Genomic DNA, 17,253 nt, shown 5'->3' with positions numbered 1-17,253 from the left:
TGGTCCCATGGGACCTCCCCTTTCCTCGTTTCAGGGTTTGTCCCTGTGCGGTTCCGGTTGACAAAGAGCAACCGAAAGCATCGTGCGGTATCATGCACGGTTCTTTCGAGTGTTCTCTGATCCGACTGCAGAGAACGGTTTGGTCGGGCCGCGGTTTGGCCGTGCGTCACGCGTGGGGTGCAACGCCCTCCGTGCCGTCCGGTGGCCGGGGTTGTCCGCCAGCGGTTGGTAGTGGCCAACCACCAAGCTTCGGGTGCAACGCCCGAACAGCCAGTCGCCGACGCAGCGCGCCTCCAGGCCAGGGGCGCGCTCGACACGGAGTCTTTATGGCGCAAGCAACCCCCTACAGCTACACCGAGCGCAAGCGCATCCGCAAGAGCTTCGGCAAGCGCGTGAGCGTGCTCAACGTTCCGTACCTGCTGACGATGCAGAAGGAGTCGTATGTCGACTTCCTGCAGAAGGATGTCGCTCCCCTGAAGCGCAAACCGGAAGGCCTGCAAGCGGCATTCCTGTCCACGTTCCCGATCGTGTCGCACAACGGGTTCGTGGAAATGAAGTTCCTCGAATTCAACATCGCCAAGCCGCCGTTCGACGTTCGCGAATGCCAGCAGCGCGGCCTGACCTTCGCCGCCGCCGTGCGCGCGAAGCTGCAGATGATCATCTACGACCGGGAAAGCCCCCAGCCCAAGACGGTCAAGGAGATCAAGGAGCAAGAGGTCTACATGGGCGAAGTGCCGCTCATGACCGATTACGGCTCGTTCATCATCAACGGCACCGAGCGCGTCATCGTCTCGCAGCTGCACCGCTCGCCCGGCGTGTTCTTCGAGCACGACAAGGGCAAGACCCACTCGTCCGGCAAGCTGCTGTTCTCGGCCCGCATCATTCCGTATCGCGGTTCGTGGCTGGACTTCGAGTTCGACCCGAAGGACATCCTGTACTTCCGCGTCGACCGCCGCCGCAAGATGCCGGTCACGATCCTGCTCAAGGCCATCGGCCTGAATCCCGAGCAGATCCTGGCGCACTTCTTCGTCTTCGACAATTTCCGCCTGATGGACTCGGGCGCCCAGATGGAGTTCGTGGCCGAACGCCTGAAGGGGGAAGTCGCGCGCTTCGACATCACCGACAAGAGCGGCAACGTGCTGGTCGAGAAGGACAAGCGCATCACCGCCCGCCACGTGCGCCAGCTGGAGCAGTCCGGCACGCAGCACGTGACCGTGCCGGAAGACTTCCTGCTGGGCCGCGTCCTGGCGAAGAACATGGTCGACCCGGACACCGGCGAGATCATCGCCAAGGCCAATGACGAGCTGACCGACTCGCTGCTGAAGAAGCTGCGCGGCGCCGGCATCAAGGACATCCAGTGCCTGTTCACGAACGAGCTGGATGAAGGCGCGTACATCAGCCAGACGCTGGCGTCGGACGAGACCGCCGACCAGCTGGCCGCGCGCGTGGCGATCTATCGCATGATGCGCCCCGGCGAGCCGCCGACGGAAGACGCCGTCGAGGCCCTGTTCAACCGCCTGTTCTACAGCGACGACACGTACGACCTGTCGCGCGTCGGCCGGATGAAGTTCAACGCCCGCGTGGGCCGCGACATCCCGACCGGTGCGATGACGCTGTCGAACGAGGACATCCTGGACGTCGTCAAGATCCTGGTCGAGCTGCGCAATGGCCGCGGCGAGGTCGATGACATCGACCACCTGGGCAACCGCCGCGTGCGCTGCGTCGGCGAGCTGGCCGAGAACCAGTACCGCTCGGGTCTGGCCCGTATCGAGAAGGCCGTCAAGGAGCGTCTGGGCCAGGCCGAGACCGAAGCCCTGATGCCGCACGACCTGATCAACTCCAAGCCGATCTCCGCGGCGCTGAAGGAGTTCTTCGGTGCGTCGCAGCTGTCGCAGTTCATGGACCAGACCAACCCGCTGTCCGAGATCACGCACAAGCGTCGTGTCTCGGCCCTGGGCCCGGGCGGTCTGACCCGCGAGCGCGCCGGCTTCGAAGTCCGCGACGTGCACCCGACCCACTACGGCCGCGTCTGCCCGATCGAAACGCCGGAAGGCCCGAACATCGGTCTGATCAACTCGCTGGCGCTGTATGCGCGCCTGAACGAGTACGGCTTCCTGGAGACGCCGTATCGCCGCGTGGTCGATTCGAAGGTCACCGACCAGATCGACTACCTGTCGGCCATCGAGGAAGGCAAGTACGTCATCGCCCAGGCGAACGCGTCGCTGAACGATGCCGGTCAACTGGTCGACGAGCTGGTTTCCGCGCGTGAGAACGGCGAATCGGTGCTGACTTCGCCCGAACGCATCCAGTACATGGACGTGGCGCCGACGCAGATCGTGTCGGTGGCGGCGTCGCTGGTGCCGTTCCTGGAGCACGACGACGCGAACCGCGCGCTGATGGGCGCCAACATGCAGCGTCAGGCCGTTCCGACCCTGCGTCCGGAAAAGGCTTTCGTGGGCACGGGCGTCGAGCGCGTGGCCGCGAAGGACTCGGGCACGGTGGTGGCCGCGCGCCGCGGCGGCGTGGTCGATTACGTCGACACGAACCGCATCGTGATCCGCGTGAACGACGACGAGACCGTGGCCGGTGAAGTCGGTGTCGACATCTACAACCTGATCAAGTATCAGCGTAGCAACCAGAACACCAACATCCATCAGCGCCCCATCGTCAAGCGTGGCGACCGCGTCGCCGCGGAAGACATCATTGCCGACGGCGCCTCGACCGACCTGGGTGAACTGGCTCTGGGCCAGAACATGCTGGTCGCGTTCATGCCGTGGAACGGCTACAACTTCGAAGACTCGATTCTGATCTCCGAACGCGTGGTGGCCGAAGACCGCTACACCTCGATCCACATCGAGGAGTTGGTGGTCATGGCCCGTGACACGAAGCTGGGCTCCGAGGAAATCACCCGCGACATCCCGAACCTGAGCGAACAGCAGCTGGCTCGTCTGGACGAATCCGGCATCGTGTACATCGGTGCCGAGGTGAACCCGGGCGACGTGCTGGTCGGCAAGGTCACGCCCAAGGGCGAGACCACGCTGACGCCGGAAGAGAAGCTGCTGCGCGCGATCTTCGGCGAGAAGGCTTCGGACGTGAAGGACACGTCGCTGCGCGTGGACCAGGGCACCAACGGCACCGTCATCGACGTGCAGGTGTTCACCCGTGAAGGCATCCAGCGCGACAAGCGCGCCCAGCAGATCATCGACGACGAGCTGAAGCGTTTCCGCCTGGACCTGAACGACCAACTGCGCATCGTGGAAGCCGACGCGTTCGACCGCGTCGAGAAGCTGCTGGTGGGCAAGGTCGCCAACGGCGGTCCGAAGAAGATCGCCAAGGGCACCGTCATCGCCAAGGACTACCTGGCCGAGGTCGAGAAGTTCCACTGGTTCGACATTCGTCCCGCCGAGGACGACATCGCCAACCAGCTGGAATCGATCAAGAACTCGCTGGAGCAGACCCGTCACAGCTTCGACCTCGCCTACGACGAGAAGCGCAAGAAGCTGACGCAGGGCGACGAGCTGCCCGCCGGCGTGCTGAAGATGGTCAAGGTGTACCTGGCCGTCAAGCGCCGCCTGCAGCCTGGCGACAAGATGGCCGGCCGTCACGGCAACAAGGGTGTCGTGTCCAAGATCACCCCGATCGAGGACATGCCCTACATGGCCGACGGCACGCCTGCCGACATCGTGCTGAACCCGCTGGGCGTCCCGTCGCGGATGAACGTGGGTCAGGTGCTGGAAGTCCACCTGGGCTGGGCCGGCAAGGGCATTGGCCAACGCATCGGCGACATGCTCCAGCGCGAGGCCCGCGTGGCCGAACTGCGTGAGTTCATGGACCAGCTGTTCAACCAGAACGGCGGCAAGTCCGAGGACCTGTCGCAGCTGAGCGATGAGGAAGTGCTGGGCATGGCCCGCAACCTGCAGCACGGCGCCACCTTCGCGACCCCCGTCTTCGACGGCGCGAAGGAACAGGAAATCCGCGCGATGCTGAAGCTGGCCTATCCGGACGACATCGCCGCGAAGAAGGGCCTCACGCCCAGCCGCACGCAGGCCTTCCTGTATGACGGCCGCACCGGCGAGCAGTTCGAGCGTCCGACCACGATCGGCTACATGCACGTGCTGAAGCTGCACCACCTGGTGGACGACAAGATGCACGCCCGTTCGACCGGCCCGTACTCGCTCGTCACCCAGCAGCCGCTGGGCGGCAAGGCGCAGTTCGGCGGCCAGCGTTTCGGCGAGATGGAAGTGTGGGCGCTGGAAGCCTACGGCGCTTCGTACATCCTGCAGGAAATGCTGACGGTGAAGTCCGACGACGTGAATGGCCGGACCAAGGTGTACGAGTCCATCGTCAAGGGCGAGCACTCGATCGAAGCCGGCATGCCCGAGTCGTTCAATGTGCTGGTGAAGGAAATCCGTTCGCTGGGCATCGACATCGAGCTCGAGCGCAACTAAAGAGAACAGGAGAAACGTATGAAGGGTTTGTTGGACCTGTTCAAGCAATTCACCCCGGACGAACATTTCGACGCGATCAAGATCGGGCTGGCCTCGCCCGAGAAGATCCGCTCGTGGTCGTTCGGCGAGGTGAAGAAGCCCGAGACCATCAACTACCGGACCTTCAAGCCGGAGCGTGATGGCCTGTTCTGCGCCAAGATCTTCGGCCCGATCAAGGACTACGAGTGCCTGTGCGGCAAGTACAAGCGCCTGAAGCACCGCGGCGTGATCTGCGAGAAGTGCGGCGTCGAAGTCACCCAGACCAAGGTGCGCCGTGAGCGCATGGGCCACATCGAGCTGGCCGCGCCTTGCGCGCACATCTGGTTCTTGAAGTCGCTGCCGTCGCGTCTGGGCCTGGTGCTCGACATGACGCTGCGCGACATCGAGCGCGTGCTGTACTTCGAGGCGTACGTCGTCGTCGATCCGGGCATGACCCCGCTGAAGAAGTTCAGCATCATGTCCGAGGACGACTACGACGCGAAGCGCGTCGAGTACGGTGACGAGTTCATCGCGCTGATGGGCGCCGAAGGCATCCAGAAGCTGCTGGCGGAAATGGATCTCGACGTCGAGATCGACCGCCTGCGCAACGACATGACCGGCTCCGAGCTGAAGATCAAGAAGAACTCCAAGCGCCTGAAGGTGATGGAGGCCTTCAAGCGCTCGGGCATCAAGCCGAACTGGATGGTGCTGGAAGTGCTGCCGGTGCTGCCGCCGGACCTGCGTCCGCTGGTGCCGCTGGACGGCGGCCGCTTCGCGACGTCGGACCTGAACGACCTGTACCGCCGCGTCATCAACCGCAACAACCGCCTGGCCCGCCTGCTCGAGCTGAAGGCCCCTGAGATCATCGTGCGCAACGAAAAGCGCATGCTGCAGGAAGCCGTCGACTCGCTGCTGGACAACGGCCGCCGCGGCAAGGCCATGACCGGCGCGAACAAGCGCGCGCTGAAGTCGCTGGCCGACATGATCAAGGGCAAGAGCGGTCGCTTCCGGCAAAACCTGCTGGGCAAGCGCGTCGACTACTCCGGCCGTTCGGTCATCACCGTGGGCCCGACGCTCAAGCTGCACCAGTGCGGCCTGCCCAAGCTGATGGCGCTGGAGCTGTTCAAGCCCTTCATCTTCTCGCGCCTGGAGGCGATGGGCATCGCCACCACGATCAAGGCGGCGAAGAAGGAAGTCGAGAGCGGCACCCCGGTCGTCTGGGACATCCTGGAAGAGGTCATCAAGGAGCACCCGGTCCTGCTGAACCGCGCGCCGACGCTGCACCGCCTGGGCATCCAGGCGTTCGAGCCGGTGCTGATCGAAGGCAAGGCGATCCAGCTGCACCCGCTGGTCTGCGCGGCGTTCAACGCCGACTTCGACGGTGACCAGATGGCCGTCCACGTGCCGCTGTCGATCGAAGCGCAGATGGAAGCCCGCGTGCTGATGCTGGCCTCGAACAACGTGCTGTTCCCGGCCTCGGGCGAGCCGTCGATCGTGCCGTCGCAGGACGTGGTGCTGGGTCTGTACTACGCGACCCGCGAGCGCACCAACGGCAAGGGCGAGGGCATGGTCTTCTCGGACATCCCCGAGATGATCCGCGCGCTGGAGAACGGCGCGGTGGAGATCACCGCCAAGATCAGCGTCCGCCTGACCGAGTACACCAAGAACAAGGACACGGGCGAGTGGATCCCCGAGACCAAGCTGGTGGACACGACCGTCGGTCGCGCGCTGCTGTCGGAGATCCTTCCGAAGGGCCTGCCGTTCAGCAACATCAACAAGGCGCTGAAGAAGAAGGAAATCTCGCGCCTGATCAATACGTCCTTCCGCAAGTGCGGCCTGAAGGAAACCGTGGTGCTGGCAGACAAGCTGCTGCAGTCCGGTTTCAAGCTGGCCACGCGCGCCGGCATCTCGATCGCGATCGACGACATGCTGGTGCCCAAGCAGAAGGCCGAGCTGATCGACCGCGCCGAGAAGGAAGTCAAGGAGATCGAGCAGCAGTACGTCTCGGGTCTCGTGACCGCCGGCGAGCGCTACAACAAGGTCGTCGACATCTGGGGCAAGACCGGTGACGAAGTCGGCAAGGTGATGATGTCGCAGCTGTCGAAGGAGAAGATCCTCGACCGCAACGGCAAGGAAGTCGAGCAGGAGTCGTTCAACTCGATCTACATGATGGCCGACTCGGGCGCGCGGGGTTCCGCGGCGCAGATCCGTCAGCTGGCCGGCATGCGGGGCCTGATGGCGAAGCCGGACGGCTCCATCATCGAGACGCCGATCACGGCGAACTTCCGCGAAGGCCTGAACGTTCTGCAGTACTTCATCTCCACCCACGGTGCTCGTAAGGGCCTGGCGGACACGGCGCTGAAGACCGCGAACTCCGGCTACCTGACGCGTCGTCTGGTCGACGTGACGCAGGATCTGGTCGTGACCGAGTCCGATTGCGGCACCGACAACGGCATCCACATGCGCGCGCTGGTCGAAGGCGGCGAGGTGATCGAATCGCTGCGCGACCGCATCCTGGGCCGCGTGGCAGCCATTGATGTCGTGCACCCCGAAACGCAAGCCACCCTGCTGGTCGCCGGCAACATGCTGGACGAGGACACGCTGGATGTGCTGGAAGCGGCCGGCGTCGACGAGGTCAAGGTTCGCACGCCGCTGACCTGCGGCACGCGTTTCGGCCTGTGCGCCAAGTGCTACGGCCGTGACCTGGGTCGCGGCGGCATGGTCAACACCGGCGAAGCGGTCGGCGTCATCGCCGCCCAGTCGATCGGTGAGCCCGGTACGCAGCTGACGATGCGGACCTTCCACATCGGTGGCGCGGCGTCGCGCGCGGCGGTGGCCTCCAGCGTCGAAGCCAAGTCGGACGGCATCATCGGCTTCAATGCCACGATGCGCTACGTCACGAACGGCAAGGGCGAACTGGTGGTGATCTCGCGTTCCGGCGAAATCATCATCACCGACCCGCATGGCCGCGAGCGCGAGCGTCACAAGGTGCCGTACGGCGCCCTGCTGAACATCAAGGTCGACCAGACCATCAAGGCCGGCACGATCCTGGCGACCTGGGACCCGCTGACCCGCCCGATCATCACGGAATTCGCCGGCCAGGCGAAGTTCGAGAACGTCGAGGAAGGTGTCACCGTGGCCAAGCAGGTCGACGAGGTGACGGGCCTGTCCACGCTGGTCGTGATCGACCCGAAGCGTCGCGGTGCCGCCAAGGTGGTCCGTCCGCAGGTCAAGCTGCTGGACGCCAACGGCCAGGAAGTGAAGATCCCCGGCACCGATCACTCGGTGACGATCGGCTTCCAGGTCGGCGCGCTGATCCAGGTGCGCGATGGTCAGGAGCTCGCTCCGGGCGAAGTGCTGGCGCGTATCCCGGTGGAAGGCCAGAAGACCCGCGACATCACCGGCGGTCTGCCGCGGGTGGCGGAACTCTTCGAAGCCCGTTCGCCGAAGGACGCCGGCTTCCTGGCGGAGCAGACCGGCACGGTCTCGTTCGGCAAGGAGACCAAGGGCAAGGTCCGCCTGGAGATCACCGATCCGGAAGGCCGCAAGCACGAGCTGCTGGTGCCCAAGGAAAAGAACATCCTGGTGCACGAAGGCCAGGTGGTGAACCGCGGCGAACTCGTGGTCGACGGCCCGGCCGATCCGCAGGACATCCTGCGCCTGCTGGGCATCGAGGAACTGGCGCGCTACATCGTCGATGAAGTGCAGGACGTCTACCGTCTGCAGGGCGTGAAGATCAACGACAAGCACATCGAGGTGATCGTTCGCCAGATGCTGCGCCGCGTGCAGATCGTCAACCCGGGCGACTCGTCCTACATCGCCGGCGAACAGGTCGAGCGTTCGGAGCTGCTGGACACCAACGACCGCCTGCGCGGCGAGGGCAAGATGATCGCCACGCACGCTGATGTGCTGCTGGGCATCACGAAGGCCTCGCTGTCGACGGACTCGTTCATCTCCGCGGCGTCGTTCCAGGAAACGACCCGCGTGCTGACCGAAGCCGCGATCATGGGCAAGCGCGACGAACTGCGTGGCCTGAAGGAGAACGTGATCGTCGGTCGTCTGATCCCGGCCGGTACCGGCATGGCCTTCCACCAGGCGCGCCGCGCCAAGGAAGAGATGGACGACGCCGAGCGCCGCTCCATCGCCATGCAGGAAGCCGAGGAAATGGCGGCGGTGCAACTGTCCGCGCTCGACGCGGCCAGCGACGCCGGCACTGGCGAGTAATCGAAGCGACCCGGGTCGAGCCGTCCGCGGCTCGACCATCCGAAGGCTGCCGTCCCGCAAGGGCGGCAGCCTTTTTCATTGCCCGCATCGCGGCGCGGGCGCCCAGCGTCCACGCCGCGCGGCTCATCCAGCGTTCAGCTTCAGCCAGGCGGCTGGCGAGAGGATGGGCAGTCCAAGCCGGGCGGCTCGCTTGGCCACCTTCAACACGGCGCGATCACGCGAGATCAGCCAGGTCGGTGCCGTCGCGGCGAGTGCCAGGCCAAGATCAATGAATTTCTGGTCGTCGGTGTCGCTGCATCGGGGGCGCGCGATGCTCAAGGAGGGTTCCTCGACGAATCGGCAATGTTGCGTGAAAGCCGTCTCCACGCGCTGGAGGTCCGGTGAATAGCGGGCCGCGACGCCCCGCCCGATCACGTGCAGCAGCTCCGCCTTCATCGCCGCCGTGGCGACCCAATGTAAGTGCCGGCTCTCCACTGCAGCGATGAGCGGCAACAGGGTGGGCTCATCGAACACCAGCCAGTCCATGACGATCTGCGTGTCCAGGATGACCAGTGGGCCGGGGGCGACCGTGTTGGCCGGAAGCGGCGGAAGAGCGATGGAGACAGCGTCGGTCATAGGGTCCGGCAGCATAGCGCCTTGTGCGATTTCGCTGAACTCGCCTACAATCGCCGGCTCTCCAGCATGTCTTGATGCGTCCGGGGTCCAGGTTTCGAACCGGATCCGGGGTTGATCCGAGCGTGGTGCCGCAAGGTGCTGCGCTTTTGTCGCTTGTGGAACGCCTCGATCTGATGCGGTGCCAGAAGGCCAGGATGCGCTGGGGTTGTGACTTCAAACGGGAACAAGTTACTTATGCCAACCATCAATCAGCTCGTTCGCCACGGTCGTGAGACCGAGGTGACGAAATCCAAGTCGCCGGCCATGCAGTCGTGCCCGCAACGTCGTGGCGTCTGCACCCGCGTGTACACCACCACCCCGAAGAAGCCGAACTCGGCGCTTCGTAAGGTCGCCAAGGTGCGCCTGACCAACGGTTTCGAGGTCATCTCGTACATCGGCGGTGAAGGTCACAACCTGCAGGAACACAGCGTCGTGCTCGTGCGCGGCGGTCGTGTCAAGGACTTGCCGGGCGTGCGTTACCACATCGTCCGCGGTTCGCTGGACCTGCAGGGCGTGAAGGACCGCAAGCAAGCGCGTTCGAAGTACGGCGCCAAGCGTCCGAAGAAGGCTTAATCAGCCCAGGTCTTGGTGGCCGAGAGGTCATCGAATTTTTGCGGCCCGAGTGCAGGTGCACCGGCAGCCGAGTAAGTGGATCCCCCCAGATGTCGGTGGAGATCCGCGGCGGGGCGAGAGCCCTGACCAACTGAAGCATTGAAGGAAGAATCCCATGCCACGTCGTCGCGAAGTACCCAAGCGCGAGATCCTGCCGGACCCGAAGTTCGGTAGCGTTGATCTGTCCAAGTTCATGAACGTCATCATGGAATCGGGCAAGAAGGCCGTCGCAGAGCGCATCATTTACGGCGCCCTGGAGCAAGTCGAGCAGAAGTCCGGCAAGGATCCGCTCGAGGTCTTCATGATCGCGATCAACAACGTGAAGCCCATGGTCGAAGTGAAGTCCCGTCGCGTTGGCGGTGCGAACTACCAAGTTCCCGTGGAAGTTCGCCCCGTCCGCCGTCTGGCCCTCGCCATGCGCTGGCTGAAGGAATCCGCGCGCAAGCGTGGTGAGAAGTCGATGGCCCAACGTCTGGCCAACGAACTGCTGGAGGCCTCCGAAGGCCGTGGTGGCGCGATGAAGAAGCGCGACGAAGTCCACCGCATGGCAGACGCCAACAAGGCGTTCTCGCACTTCCGCTTCTAATCAAGACCTCTCTGGCCGCCTCGGGTTACTACTGACCCGATGGCGGCTCCATGCATTTGGAGTGACACCATGTCCCGCAAGACCCCCATCGAGCGCTACCGCAATATCGGTATCTCGGCGCACATCGATGCCGGTAAGACCACGACGACCGAACGCATCCTGTACTACACCGGTGTGAACCACAAGATCGGTGAAGTGCACGACGGCGCCGCCACGATGGACTGGATGGAGCAGGAGCAAGAGCGCGGCATCACGATCACGTCGGCCGCGACGACCTGCTTCTGGAAGGGCATGGACATGTCCTACCCCGAGCACCGCTTCAACATCATCGACACCCCCGGGCACGTGGACTTCACCATTGAAGTCGAGCGCTCGATGCGTGTCCTGGACGGCGCATGCATGGTCTATTGCGCCGTCGGTGGCGTGCAGCCCCAGTCGGAAACCGTCTGGCGCCAGGCCAACAAGTACAAGGTGCCCCGCCTCGCGTTCGTCAACAAGATGGACCGCACCGGCGCGAACTTCTTCAAGGTCGTCGACCAGATGAAGACCCGCCTGAAGGCCAACCCGGTGCCCGTGGTGATCCCCATCGGCGCGGAAGAGAACTTCAAGGGCGTGGTGGACCTCTTCAAGATGAAGGCCATCATCTGGGACGAGGCTTCCCAGGGCATGAAGTTCACCTTCGAAGACATCCCGGCCGACCTGGTCGAGGTCGCTCAGGAATGGCGCGAGAAGATGGTTGAGGCCGCAGCCGAAGCCACCGAAGAGCTGATGAACAAGTACCTCGAGACGGGCGACCTGACCGAGGAAGAGATCAAGGTGGCGATCCGCAAGCGCACGATCGCGACCGAGATCCAGCCGATGCTGTGCGGCACCGCCTTCAAGAACAAGGGCGTGCAGCGCATGCTGGACGCCGTCATCGACTTCCTGCCCTCGCCGCTGGACATCCCGCCGGTTGCCGGCACCGATGAAGACGACCAGCCGGTCACGCGTCAGCGTACCGACGAAGAGAAGTTCTCGGCGCTGGCCTTCAAGCTGATGACCGACCCGTATGTGGGTCAGCTGACCTTCGTGCGGGTGTATTCGGGCGTGCTGCAGTCGGGCGCGACCGTCTACAACCCGGTGCGCGGCAAGAAGGAGCGCATCGGCCGGATCCTGCAGATGCACGCCAACCAGCGTGAGGAAATCAAGGAAATTCTGGCGGGCGACATCGCGGCCTGCGTGGGCCTGAAGGACGTCACCACGGGCGAAACCCTGTGCGATCCGGACAGCATCATCACGCTCGAGCGCATGGTGTTCCCGGAGCCGGTGATCTCGCAGGCCGTCGAGCCCAAAACCAAGGCCGACCAGGAAAAGATGGGTATCGCGCTGGGCCGTCTGGCTGCCGAAGACCCGTCCTTCCGCCTGCGCACCGACGAAGAGTCCGGCCAGACCATCATTTCCGGCATGGGCGAGCTGCACCTGGAAATCATCGTCGACCGCATGAAGCGTGAATTCGGCGTGGAAGCGAACGTCGGCAAGCCGCAGGTGGCCTACCGCGAAACGATCCGCAAGTCGGTCACCGACGTCGAAGGCAAGTTCGTGCGTCAGTCGGGCGGCAAGGGCCAGTACGGTCACGTCGTGTTCTCGGTCGAGCCGCAGGAAGCCGGCAAGGGCTTCGAATTCGTCGACGCCATCAAGGGCGGCGTGGTTCCTCGCGAGTTCATCCCCGCGGTGGAAAAAGGCGTCATCGACAGCCTGCCGAACGGCGTGCTGGCGGGCTACCCGGTCGTGGACGTGAAGGTCACGCTGACCTTCGGTTCGTACCATGACGTGGACTCGAACGAAAACGCGTTCAAGATGGCCGCCTCGATGGGCTTCAAGGAAGCCTGCCGTCGCGCCAGCCCGGTCATCCTCGAGCCGATGATGGCCGTGGAAGTCGAAACGCCGGAAGACTATGCTGGTACGGTGATGGGCGACCTGTCCAGCCGTCGCGGCATGGTGCAGGGCATGGACGACATGGTCGGCGGTGGCAAGATCATCAAGGCGGAAGTGCCGCTGTCCGAGATGTTCGGCTACTCGACCTCGCTGCGTTCGGCCACGCAAGGCCGCGCGACGTACACGATGGAGTTCAAGCACTACAGCGAAGCTCCGAAGAACGTCGCCGACGCGATCATCACCGCTCGCGCGAAGTGATGAACTGAGCCGGTGCTCTCGAGCGCCGGCTCATCTGTTTCTCGATCATCGATTCGTCTTCGCAGCAAGTCCCCTCGGTTGCCGGTCGCCGGGGAATCAGGATGCTGCGGAAACGCTAAACCAACAGACCGGGCGAATGCTCTTTTTGGAGAATTGAAATGGCAAAGGGTAAGTTTGAACGTACCAAGCCGCACGTGAACGTGGGCACGATTGGTCACGTTGACCACGGCAAGACGACGCTGACGGCCGCGATCGCGACCGTGCTGGCGGCCAAGTTCGGCGGCGAAGCCAAGGCCTACGACCAGATCGACGCGGCGCCGGAAGAAAAGGCCCGTGGCATCACGATCAACACCGCGCACGTCGAGTACGAGACGGCCAACCGCCACTACGCGCACGTTGACTGCCCGGGCCACGCTGACTATGTGAAGAACATGATCACGGGCGCGGCGCAGATGGACGGCGCGATCCTGGTGTGCTCGGCCGCTGACGGCCCGATGCCCCAGACTCGCGAGCACATCCTGCTGGCGCGTCAGGTCGGTGTGAAGTACATCATCGTCTTCCTGAACAAGTGCGACATGGTGGACGACGCCGAGCTGCTGGAGCTGGTGGAAATGGAAGTCCGCGAGCTGCTGAGCAAGTACGACTTCCCGGGCGACGACACCCCGATCATCAAGGGTTCGGCCAAGCTGGCGCTGGAAGGTGACAAGGGCGACCTGGGCGAGCAGGCGATCATGCGCCTGGCCGACGCGCTGGACAGCTACATCCCCACGCCTGAGCGCGCGGTGGACGGTGCGTTCCTGCTGCCGGTGGAAGACGTGTTCTCGATCTCGGGCCGTGGCACGGTGGTGACTGGTCGCGTCGAGCGCGGCATCATCAAGGTCGGCGAGGAAATCGAGATCGTGGGCATCCGCGATCTGCAGAAGACCACCGTCACCGGCGTGGAAATGTTCCGCAAGCTGCTGGACCAGGGTCAGGCGGGCGACAACGTGGGCATCCTGCTGCGCGGCACCAAGCGCGAGGACGTCGAGCGCGGCCAAGTGCTGGCCAAGCCGGGCACGATCAAGCCGCACACGCACTTCACTGCTGAGATCTACGTGCTGAGCAAGGAAGAAGGCGGCCGTCACACCCCGTTCTTCAACAACTACCGTCCCCAGTTCTACTTCCGCACGACGGACGTGACTGGTGCCGTGGAGCTGCCGAAGGACAAGGAAATGGTCATGCCGGGCGACAACGTCAGCATCACCGTGAAGCTGATCGCTCCGATCGCCATGGAAGAAGGTCTGCGCTTCGCCATCCGTGAAGGCGGTCGTACCGTCGGCTCGGGCGTCGTGGCCACCATCATCGAGTAAATCTTTTGCTGGTACCCGCTGGGTGCCGGTGAAGGGCGCCGCCAGCTTCGGTGGGCGGCGCGCTCGGTACTCGGCGGCGCCAATGCTGCCTCCGCGATGCCTGTGGCATTGCGTCGCTCTTTGAAGGAAAAGTCATGTCTACCAAGCAAAAGATCCGCATCCGGCTGAAGGCCTTCGATTACAAGCTGATCGACCAATCGGCGCTGGAAATCGTGGACACCGCCAAGCGCACCGGCGCGATCGTCAAGGGCCCCGTGCCCCTGCCGACCCGCAAGGAGCGTTTCGACATCCTGCGTTCGCCGCACGTCAACAAGACCTCGCGCGACCAGTTTGAAATCCGCACCCACCAGCGTCTGATGGACATCGTCGATCCGACCGACAAGACGGTCGACGCGCTGATGAAGCTGGACCTGCCGGCTGGCGTGGACGTCGAGATCAAGCTGCAGTAATGCGGCCAGGCCGCCGGAGCGATCCGGCAGCCATCAGGAAGGCGACCTTCGGGTCGCCTTTTTCTTTGGAGCGCGAGCGGCTCGCTTGCGGTGCGATCAGGGTTGACGCTATACTCCGCAGCTTTTCCGCGCCGGGGTTTCCTGGTGCGGCTTCGTCGCATCGCCGTCGGAGGGGTGTCGGGGCCTTTACCCCTGTCCTCAACGAAGGAGCGGTGCTTGTCGGCCCGGCCAATCGATGTCGGGTGTGTGAAATGACTTCAGGCGCGGGGCGGTGTCTCCGTCGGCGCGTTCGGGGTCAGGAGAAAACCATGAGTCTTAGCAATCGTCTCGGATTGCTGGGCCGCAAGGTGGGCATGATGCGTGTGTTCACGGTCGACGGCGATACCGTCCCCGTGACCGTGCTGGACGTGTCCAACAACCGCGTGACCCAGATCAAGACCGAAGAGTCCGACGGCTACAGCGCCATTCAAGTGACCTACGGCGCGCGCAAGGCGTCCCGTGTCACGAAGCCGGAAGCGGGTCACCTCGCCAAGGCTGGCGTCGAAGCCGGTGAAATCATCAAGGAATTCCGCGTGGATGCCGCGGTCGCCGCCGAATACAAGGCCGGCGCTCAAGTCCCCGTGACGCTGTTCGCCGCCGGCCAACTGGTCGACGTGCAGGGCACCTCGATCGGCAAGGGCTTCGCAGGCACCATCAAGCGCCACAACTTCGGTTCGCAGCGCGCTTCGCACGGTAACAGCCGCTCGCACAACGTTCCTGGCTCCATCTCGATGGCGCAGGATCCGGGCCGCGTGTTCCCGGGCAAGAAGATGTCCGGCCACCTCGGCGACGTCACCGTGACCGTCCAGAACCTGGACGTGGTCCGCATCGACGAAGCCCGCCAGCTGGTGCTGGTCCGTGGTGCCGTTCCTGGCGCGAAGGAAGGGTTCGTCGTGATCCGTCCGGCCGTCAAGGTCAAGGTCAAGAAGGGAGCCAACTGATGCAACTCGAGCTCCTGAATGAGCAGGGTCAGGCGACGTCGAAGGTCGACGCTCCCGACACCCTTTTCGCTCGTGATTACAACGAAGCCCTGGTGCACCAGGTGGTCGTGGCTTATCAGGCCAATGCCCGTCAAGGCACCCGCGCTCAGCTGACCCGCGCTGAAGTCCGTCACTCGACGAAGAAGCCGTTCCGTCAGAAGGGCACTGGCAACGCGCGTGCTGGTATGACTTCCTCGCCGCTGTGGCGTGGGGGTGGTCGCATCTTCCCGAACAAGCCGGACGAGAACTTCTCGCACAAGCTGAACAAGAAGATGTACCGCGCCGGCATGGCCGCGATCCTGTCGCAGCTGGCCCGCGAAGGCCGCCTGGCTGTGGTGGATTCGATCTCGATCGAAGCCCCGAAGACCAAGCTCCTGGCCGCCAAGCTCAAGGGCATGGGTCTGGACCACGTCATGGTCATCTCCGACCAGGTCGATGACAACCTGCTGCTGGCTTCGCGCAACCTGGCCAACGTGCTGGTCGTCGAGCCGCGCTACGTCGATCCGCTGTCGCTGGTCTTCTACAAGAAGGTCCTGGTGACGAAGGCCGCGATCGAGCAACTGAAGGAGATGCTGGCATGAGCGCGCCCAAGTTTGCTGACGGCCGTCTGGCCAAGGTGCTGCTCGCTCCGATCGTGTCCGAGAAGGCCACGATGGCTGGCGAAAAGCACAACCAAGTCCTGTTCAAGGTCCTGCGCGACGCGACGAAGCCTGAAGTCAAGGCCGCCGTTGAACTGATGTTCAAGGTTGAAGTCGAGGCGGTGAACATCGTCAACGTCAAGGGCAAGACCAAGCGCTTCGGTGGCCGTCTGGGCCGTCGCGACCACGTCAAGAAGGCGTATGTGTCGCTGAAGGCTGGCCAGGAGCTCAACTTCTCCGGGGAGGCTGCGTAATGGCCGTCGTTAAAGTCAAGCCGACTTCGCCAGGCCGTCGTGGCGTGGTGAAGGTGGTGCACAAGCACCTGCACAAGGGCGCTCCCGAGGCTTCGCTGCTCGAGCCCCAGAAGCAAAAGTCTGGCCGTAACAACAACGGTCACATCACGATGCGCCACAAGGGCGGTGGTCACAAGCACCACTACCGCGTGGTGGACTTCCGTCGCAACAAGGACGGCATCCCGGCGAAGGTCGAGCGCATCGAGTACGACCCGAACCGCACGGCTCACATCGCCCTGGTGTGCTATGCCGACGGCGAGCGTCGCTACATCATCGCCCCGCGCAACCTGGAAGTCGGTTCCTCGATCCTGAGCGGCGCGGAAGCCCCGATCAAGGTCGGCAACACGCTGCCCATCCGCAACATTCCGGTGGGTTCGACGATCCACTGCGTGGAACTGCTGCCGAGCAAGGGTGCCCAGATCGCTCGTTCCGCCGGTACGTCGGTCGTGCTGATGGCCCGTGACGGCATGTACGCCCAGATCCGTCTGCGCTCCGGCGAAGTCCGCCGCGTGCACATCGACTGCCGCGCCACCATCGGTGAAGTGAGCAACGAAGAGCACAGCCTGCGCCAGTACGGCAAGGCCGGCGCCATCCGCTGGAAGGGCATCCGCCCGACCGTGCGTGGTACCGCCATGAACCCGGTCGACCACCCGCACGGTGGTGGTGAGGGTCGTACGGGTGAAGGTCAGGCCCCTGTGTCGCCGTGGAACACCCTGACGAAGGGCTACCGCACTCGCAACAACAAGCGCACGCAGACCTTCATCGTCTCGCGTCGCAAGAAGTAAGGGGTT

General features: G+C 63.9%; 12 protein-coding genes. 11 read left to right on the top strand and 1 reads right to left on the bottom strand.

Annotated elements, in window-relative coordinates:
• Window positions 1-326: 326 nt before the first annotated feature.
• On the top strand, window positions 327-4,448 hold the full coding sequence (gene rpoB, locus BM393_RS15750) for a DNA-directed RNA polymerase subunit beta (protein ID WP_091728114.1): 4,122 nt from the start codon (window positions 327-329) through the stop codon (window positions 4,446-4,448).
• 18 nt (window positions 4,449-4,466) lie between these two features.
• Complete coding sequence (gene rpoC, locus BM393_RS15745) at window positions 4,467-8,690, top strand: DNA-directed RNA polymerase subunit beta' (RefSeq protein WP_091728111.1); 4,224 nt, start codon at window positions 4,467-4,469, stop codon at window positions 8,688-8,690.
• Window positions 8,691-8,813: 123 nt separating this feature from the next.
• On the opposite strand, the gene BM393_RS15740 is transcribed toward rpoC, so the two are convergent.
• Window positions 8,814-9,305: a putative toxin-antitoxin system toxin component, PIN family gene (locus BM393_RS15740; RefSeq protein ID WP_175538359.1), complete on the bottom strand. Its 492-nt coding sequence runs from the start codon at window positions 9,303-9,305 to the stop codon at window positions 8,814-8,816.
• Window positions 9,306-9,539: 234 nt separating this feature from the next.
• Between BM393_RS15740 and rpsL the strand changes: the two genes are divergently transcribed.
• The 9 genes from rpsL to rplB all read left to right on the top strand — a co-directional run bounded on the left by rpsL (window position 9,540) and on the right by rplB (window position 17,247).
• The gene (rpsL, locus tag BM393_RS15735) at window positions 9,540-9,917 is read left to right on the top strand and encodes a 30S ribosomal protein S12 (protein WP_091728101.1); all 378 of its coding nucleotides are present in this window, start codon (window positions 9,540-9,542) and stop codon (window positions 9,915-9,917) included.
• A gap of 154 nt (window positions 9,918-10,071) precedes the next feature.
• Window positions 10,072-10,542 (top strand): 30S ribosomal protein S7, encoded by a 471-nt coding sequence (rpsG, locus tag BM393_RS15730; RefSeq protein ID WP_091728098.1) that lies wholly within the window; start codon window positions 10,072-10,074, stop codon window positions 10,540-10,542.
• Between the two features lie 69 nt (window positions 10,543-10,611).
• On the top strand, window positions 10,612-12,714 hold the full coding sequence (gene fusA / locus BM393_RS15725; protein ID WP_091728094.1) for an elongation factor G: 2,103 nt from the start codon (window positions 10,612-10,614) through the stop codon (window positions 12,712-12,714).
• 158 nt (window positions 12,715-12,872) lie between these two features.
• Complete coding sequence (gene tuf / locus BM393_RS15720) at window positions 12,873-14,063, top strand: elongation factor Tu (RefSeq protein ID WP_091728089.1); 1,191 nt, start codon at window positions 12,873-12,875, stop codon at window positions 14,061-14,063.
• A gap of 134 nt (window positions 14,064-14,197) precedes the next feature.
• Complete coding sequence (gene rpsJ / locus BM393_RS15715; RefSeq protein ID WP_067065169.1) at window positions 14,198-14,512, top strand: 30S ribosomal protein S10; 315 nt, start codon at window positions 14,198-14,200, stop codon at window positions 14,510-14,512.
• A gap of 308 nt (window positions 14,513-14,820) precedes the next feature.
• On the top strand, window positions 14,821-15,492 hold the full coding sequence (rplC, locus tag BM393_RS15710; protein ID WP_091728085.1) for a 50S ribosomal protein L3: 672 nt from the start codon (window positions 14,821-14,823) through the stop codon (window positions 15,490-15,492).
• Window positions 15,492-16,112: a 50S ribosomal protein L4 gene (rplD, locus tag BM393_RS15705; RefSeq protein WP_091728080.1), complete on the top strand. Its 621-nt coding sequence runs from the start codon at window positions 15,492-15,494 to the stop codon at window positions 16,110-16,112. The genes rplC and rplD overlap by 1 nt, the downstream gene beginning before the upstream one ends.
• A complete protein-coding gene (gene rplW / locus BM393_RS15700; protein WP_091728076.1) occupies window positions 16,109-16,423 on the top strand; it encodes a 50S ribosomal protein L23 in 315 nt (104 codons plus the stop codon). Before rplD ends, rplW begins: the two co-directional genes overlap by 4 nt.
• A complete protein-coding gene (gene rplB, locus BM393_RS15695) occupies window positions 16,423-17,247 on the top strand; it encodes a 50S ribosomal protein L2 (RefSeq protein ID WP_091728072.1) in 825 nt (274 codons plus the stop codon). Before rplW ends, rplB begins: the two co-directional genes overlap by 1 nt.
• Window positions 17,248-17,253: the final 6 nt, after the last annotated feature.

This window comes from Mitsuaria sp. PDC51 (genome assembly GCF_900113225.1).
In the GTDB taxonomy this organism is placed as follows: Bacteria; Pseudomonadota; Gammaproteobacteria; order Burkholderiales; family Burkholderiaceae_C; genus Roseateles.
The sequence above is the reverse complement of the archived record's forward strand: the minus strand, read 5'-3'. Positions and strand labels throughout refer to the sequence as shown.

Excerpts from the sequence above, each read along its gene's own strand:
- rplW (WP_091728076.1), top strand. The coding sequence starts at position 16,109 with ATGAGCGCGCCCAAGTTTGCTGACGGCCGTCTGGCCAAGGTGCTGCTC.
- rplC (WP_091728085.1), top strand. The coding sequence starts at position 14,821 with ATGAGTCTTAGCAATCGTCTCGGATTGCTGGGCCGCAAGGTGGGCATG.
- BM393_RS15740 (WP_175538359.1), bottom strand. The coding sequence starts at position 9,305 with ATGACCGACGCTGTCTCCATCGCTCTTCCGCCGCTTCCGGCCAACACG.
- rplB (WP_091728072.1), top strand. The coding sequence starts at position 16,423 with ATGGCCGTCGTTAAAGTCAAGCCGACTTCGCCAGGCCGTCGTGGCGTG.
- rpsG (WP_091728098.1), top strand. The coding sequence starts at position 10,072 with ATGCCACGTCGTCGCGAAGTACCCAAGCGCGAGATCCTGCCGGACCCG.
- rpsL (WP_091728101.1), top strand. The coding sequence starts at position 9,540 with ATGCCAACCATCAATCAGCTCGTTCGCCACGGTCGTGAGACCGAGGTG.
- fusA (WP_091728094.1), top strand. The coding sequence starts at position 10,612 with ATGTCCCGCAAGACCCCCATCGAGCGCTACCGCAATATCGGTATCTCG.
- rpsJ (WP_067065169.1), top strand. The coding sequence starts at position 14,198 with ATGTCTACCAAGCAAAAGATCCGCATCCGGCTGAAGGCCTTCGATTAC.
- rpoC (WP_091728111.1), top strand. The coding sequence starts at position 4,467 with ATGAAGGGTTTGTTGGACCTGTTCAAGCAATTCACCCCGGACGAACAT.
- tuf (WP_091728089.1), top strand. The coding sequence starts at position 12,873 with ATGGCAAAGGGTAAGTTTGAACGTACCAAGCCGCACGTGAACGTGGGC.
- rplD (WP_091728080.1), top strand. The coding sequence starts at position 15,492 with ATGCAACTCGAGCTCCTGAATGAGCAGGGTCAGGCGACGTCGAAGGTC.
- rpoB (WP_091728114.1), top strand. The coding sequence starts at position 327 with ATGGCGCAAGCAACCCCCTACAGCTACACCGAGCGCAAGCGCATCCGC.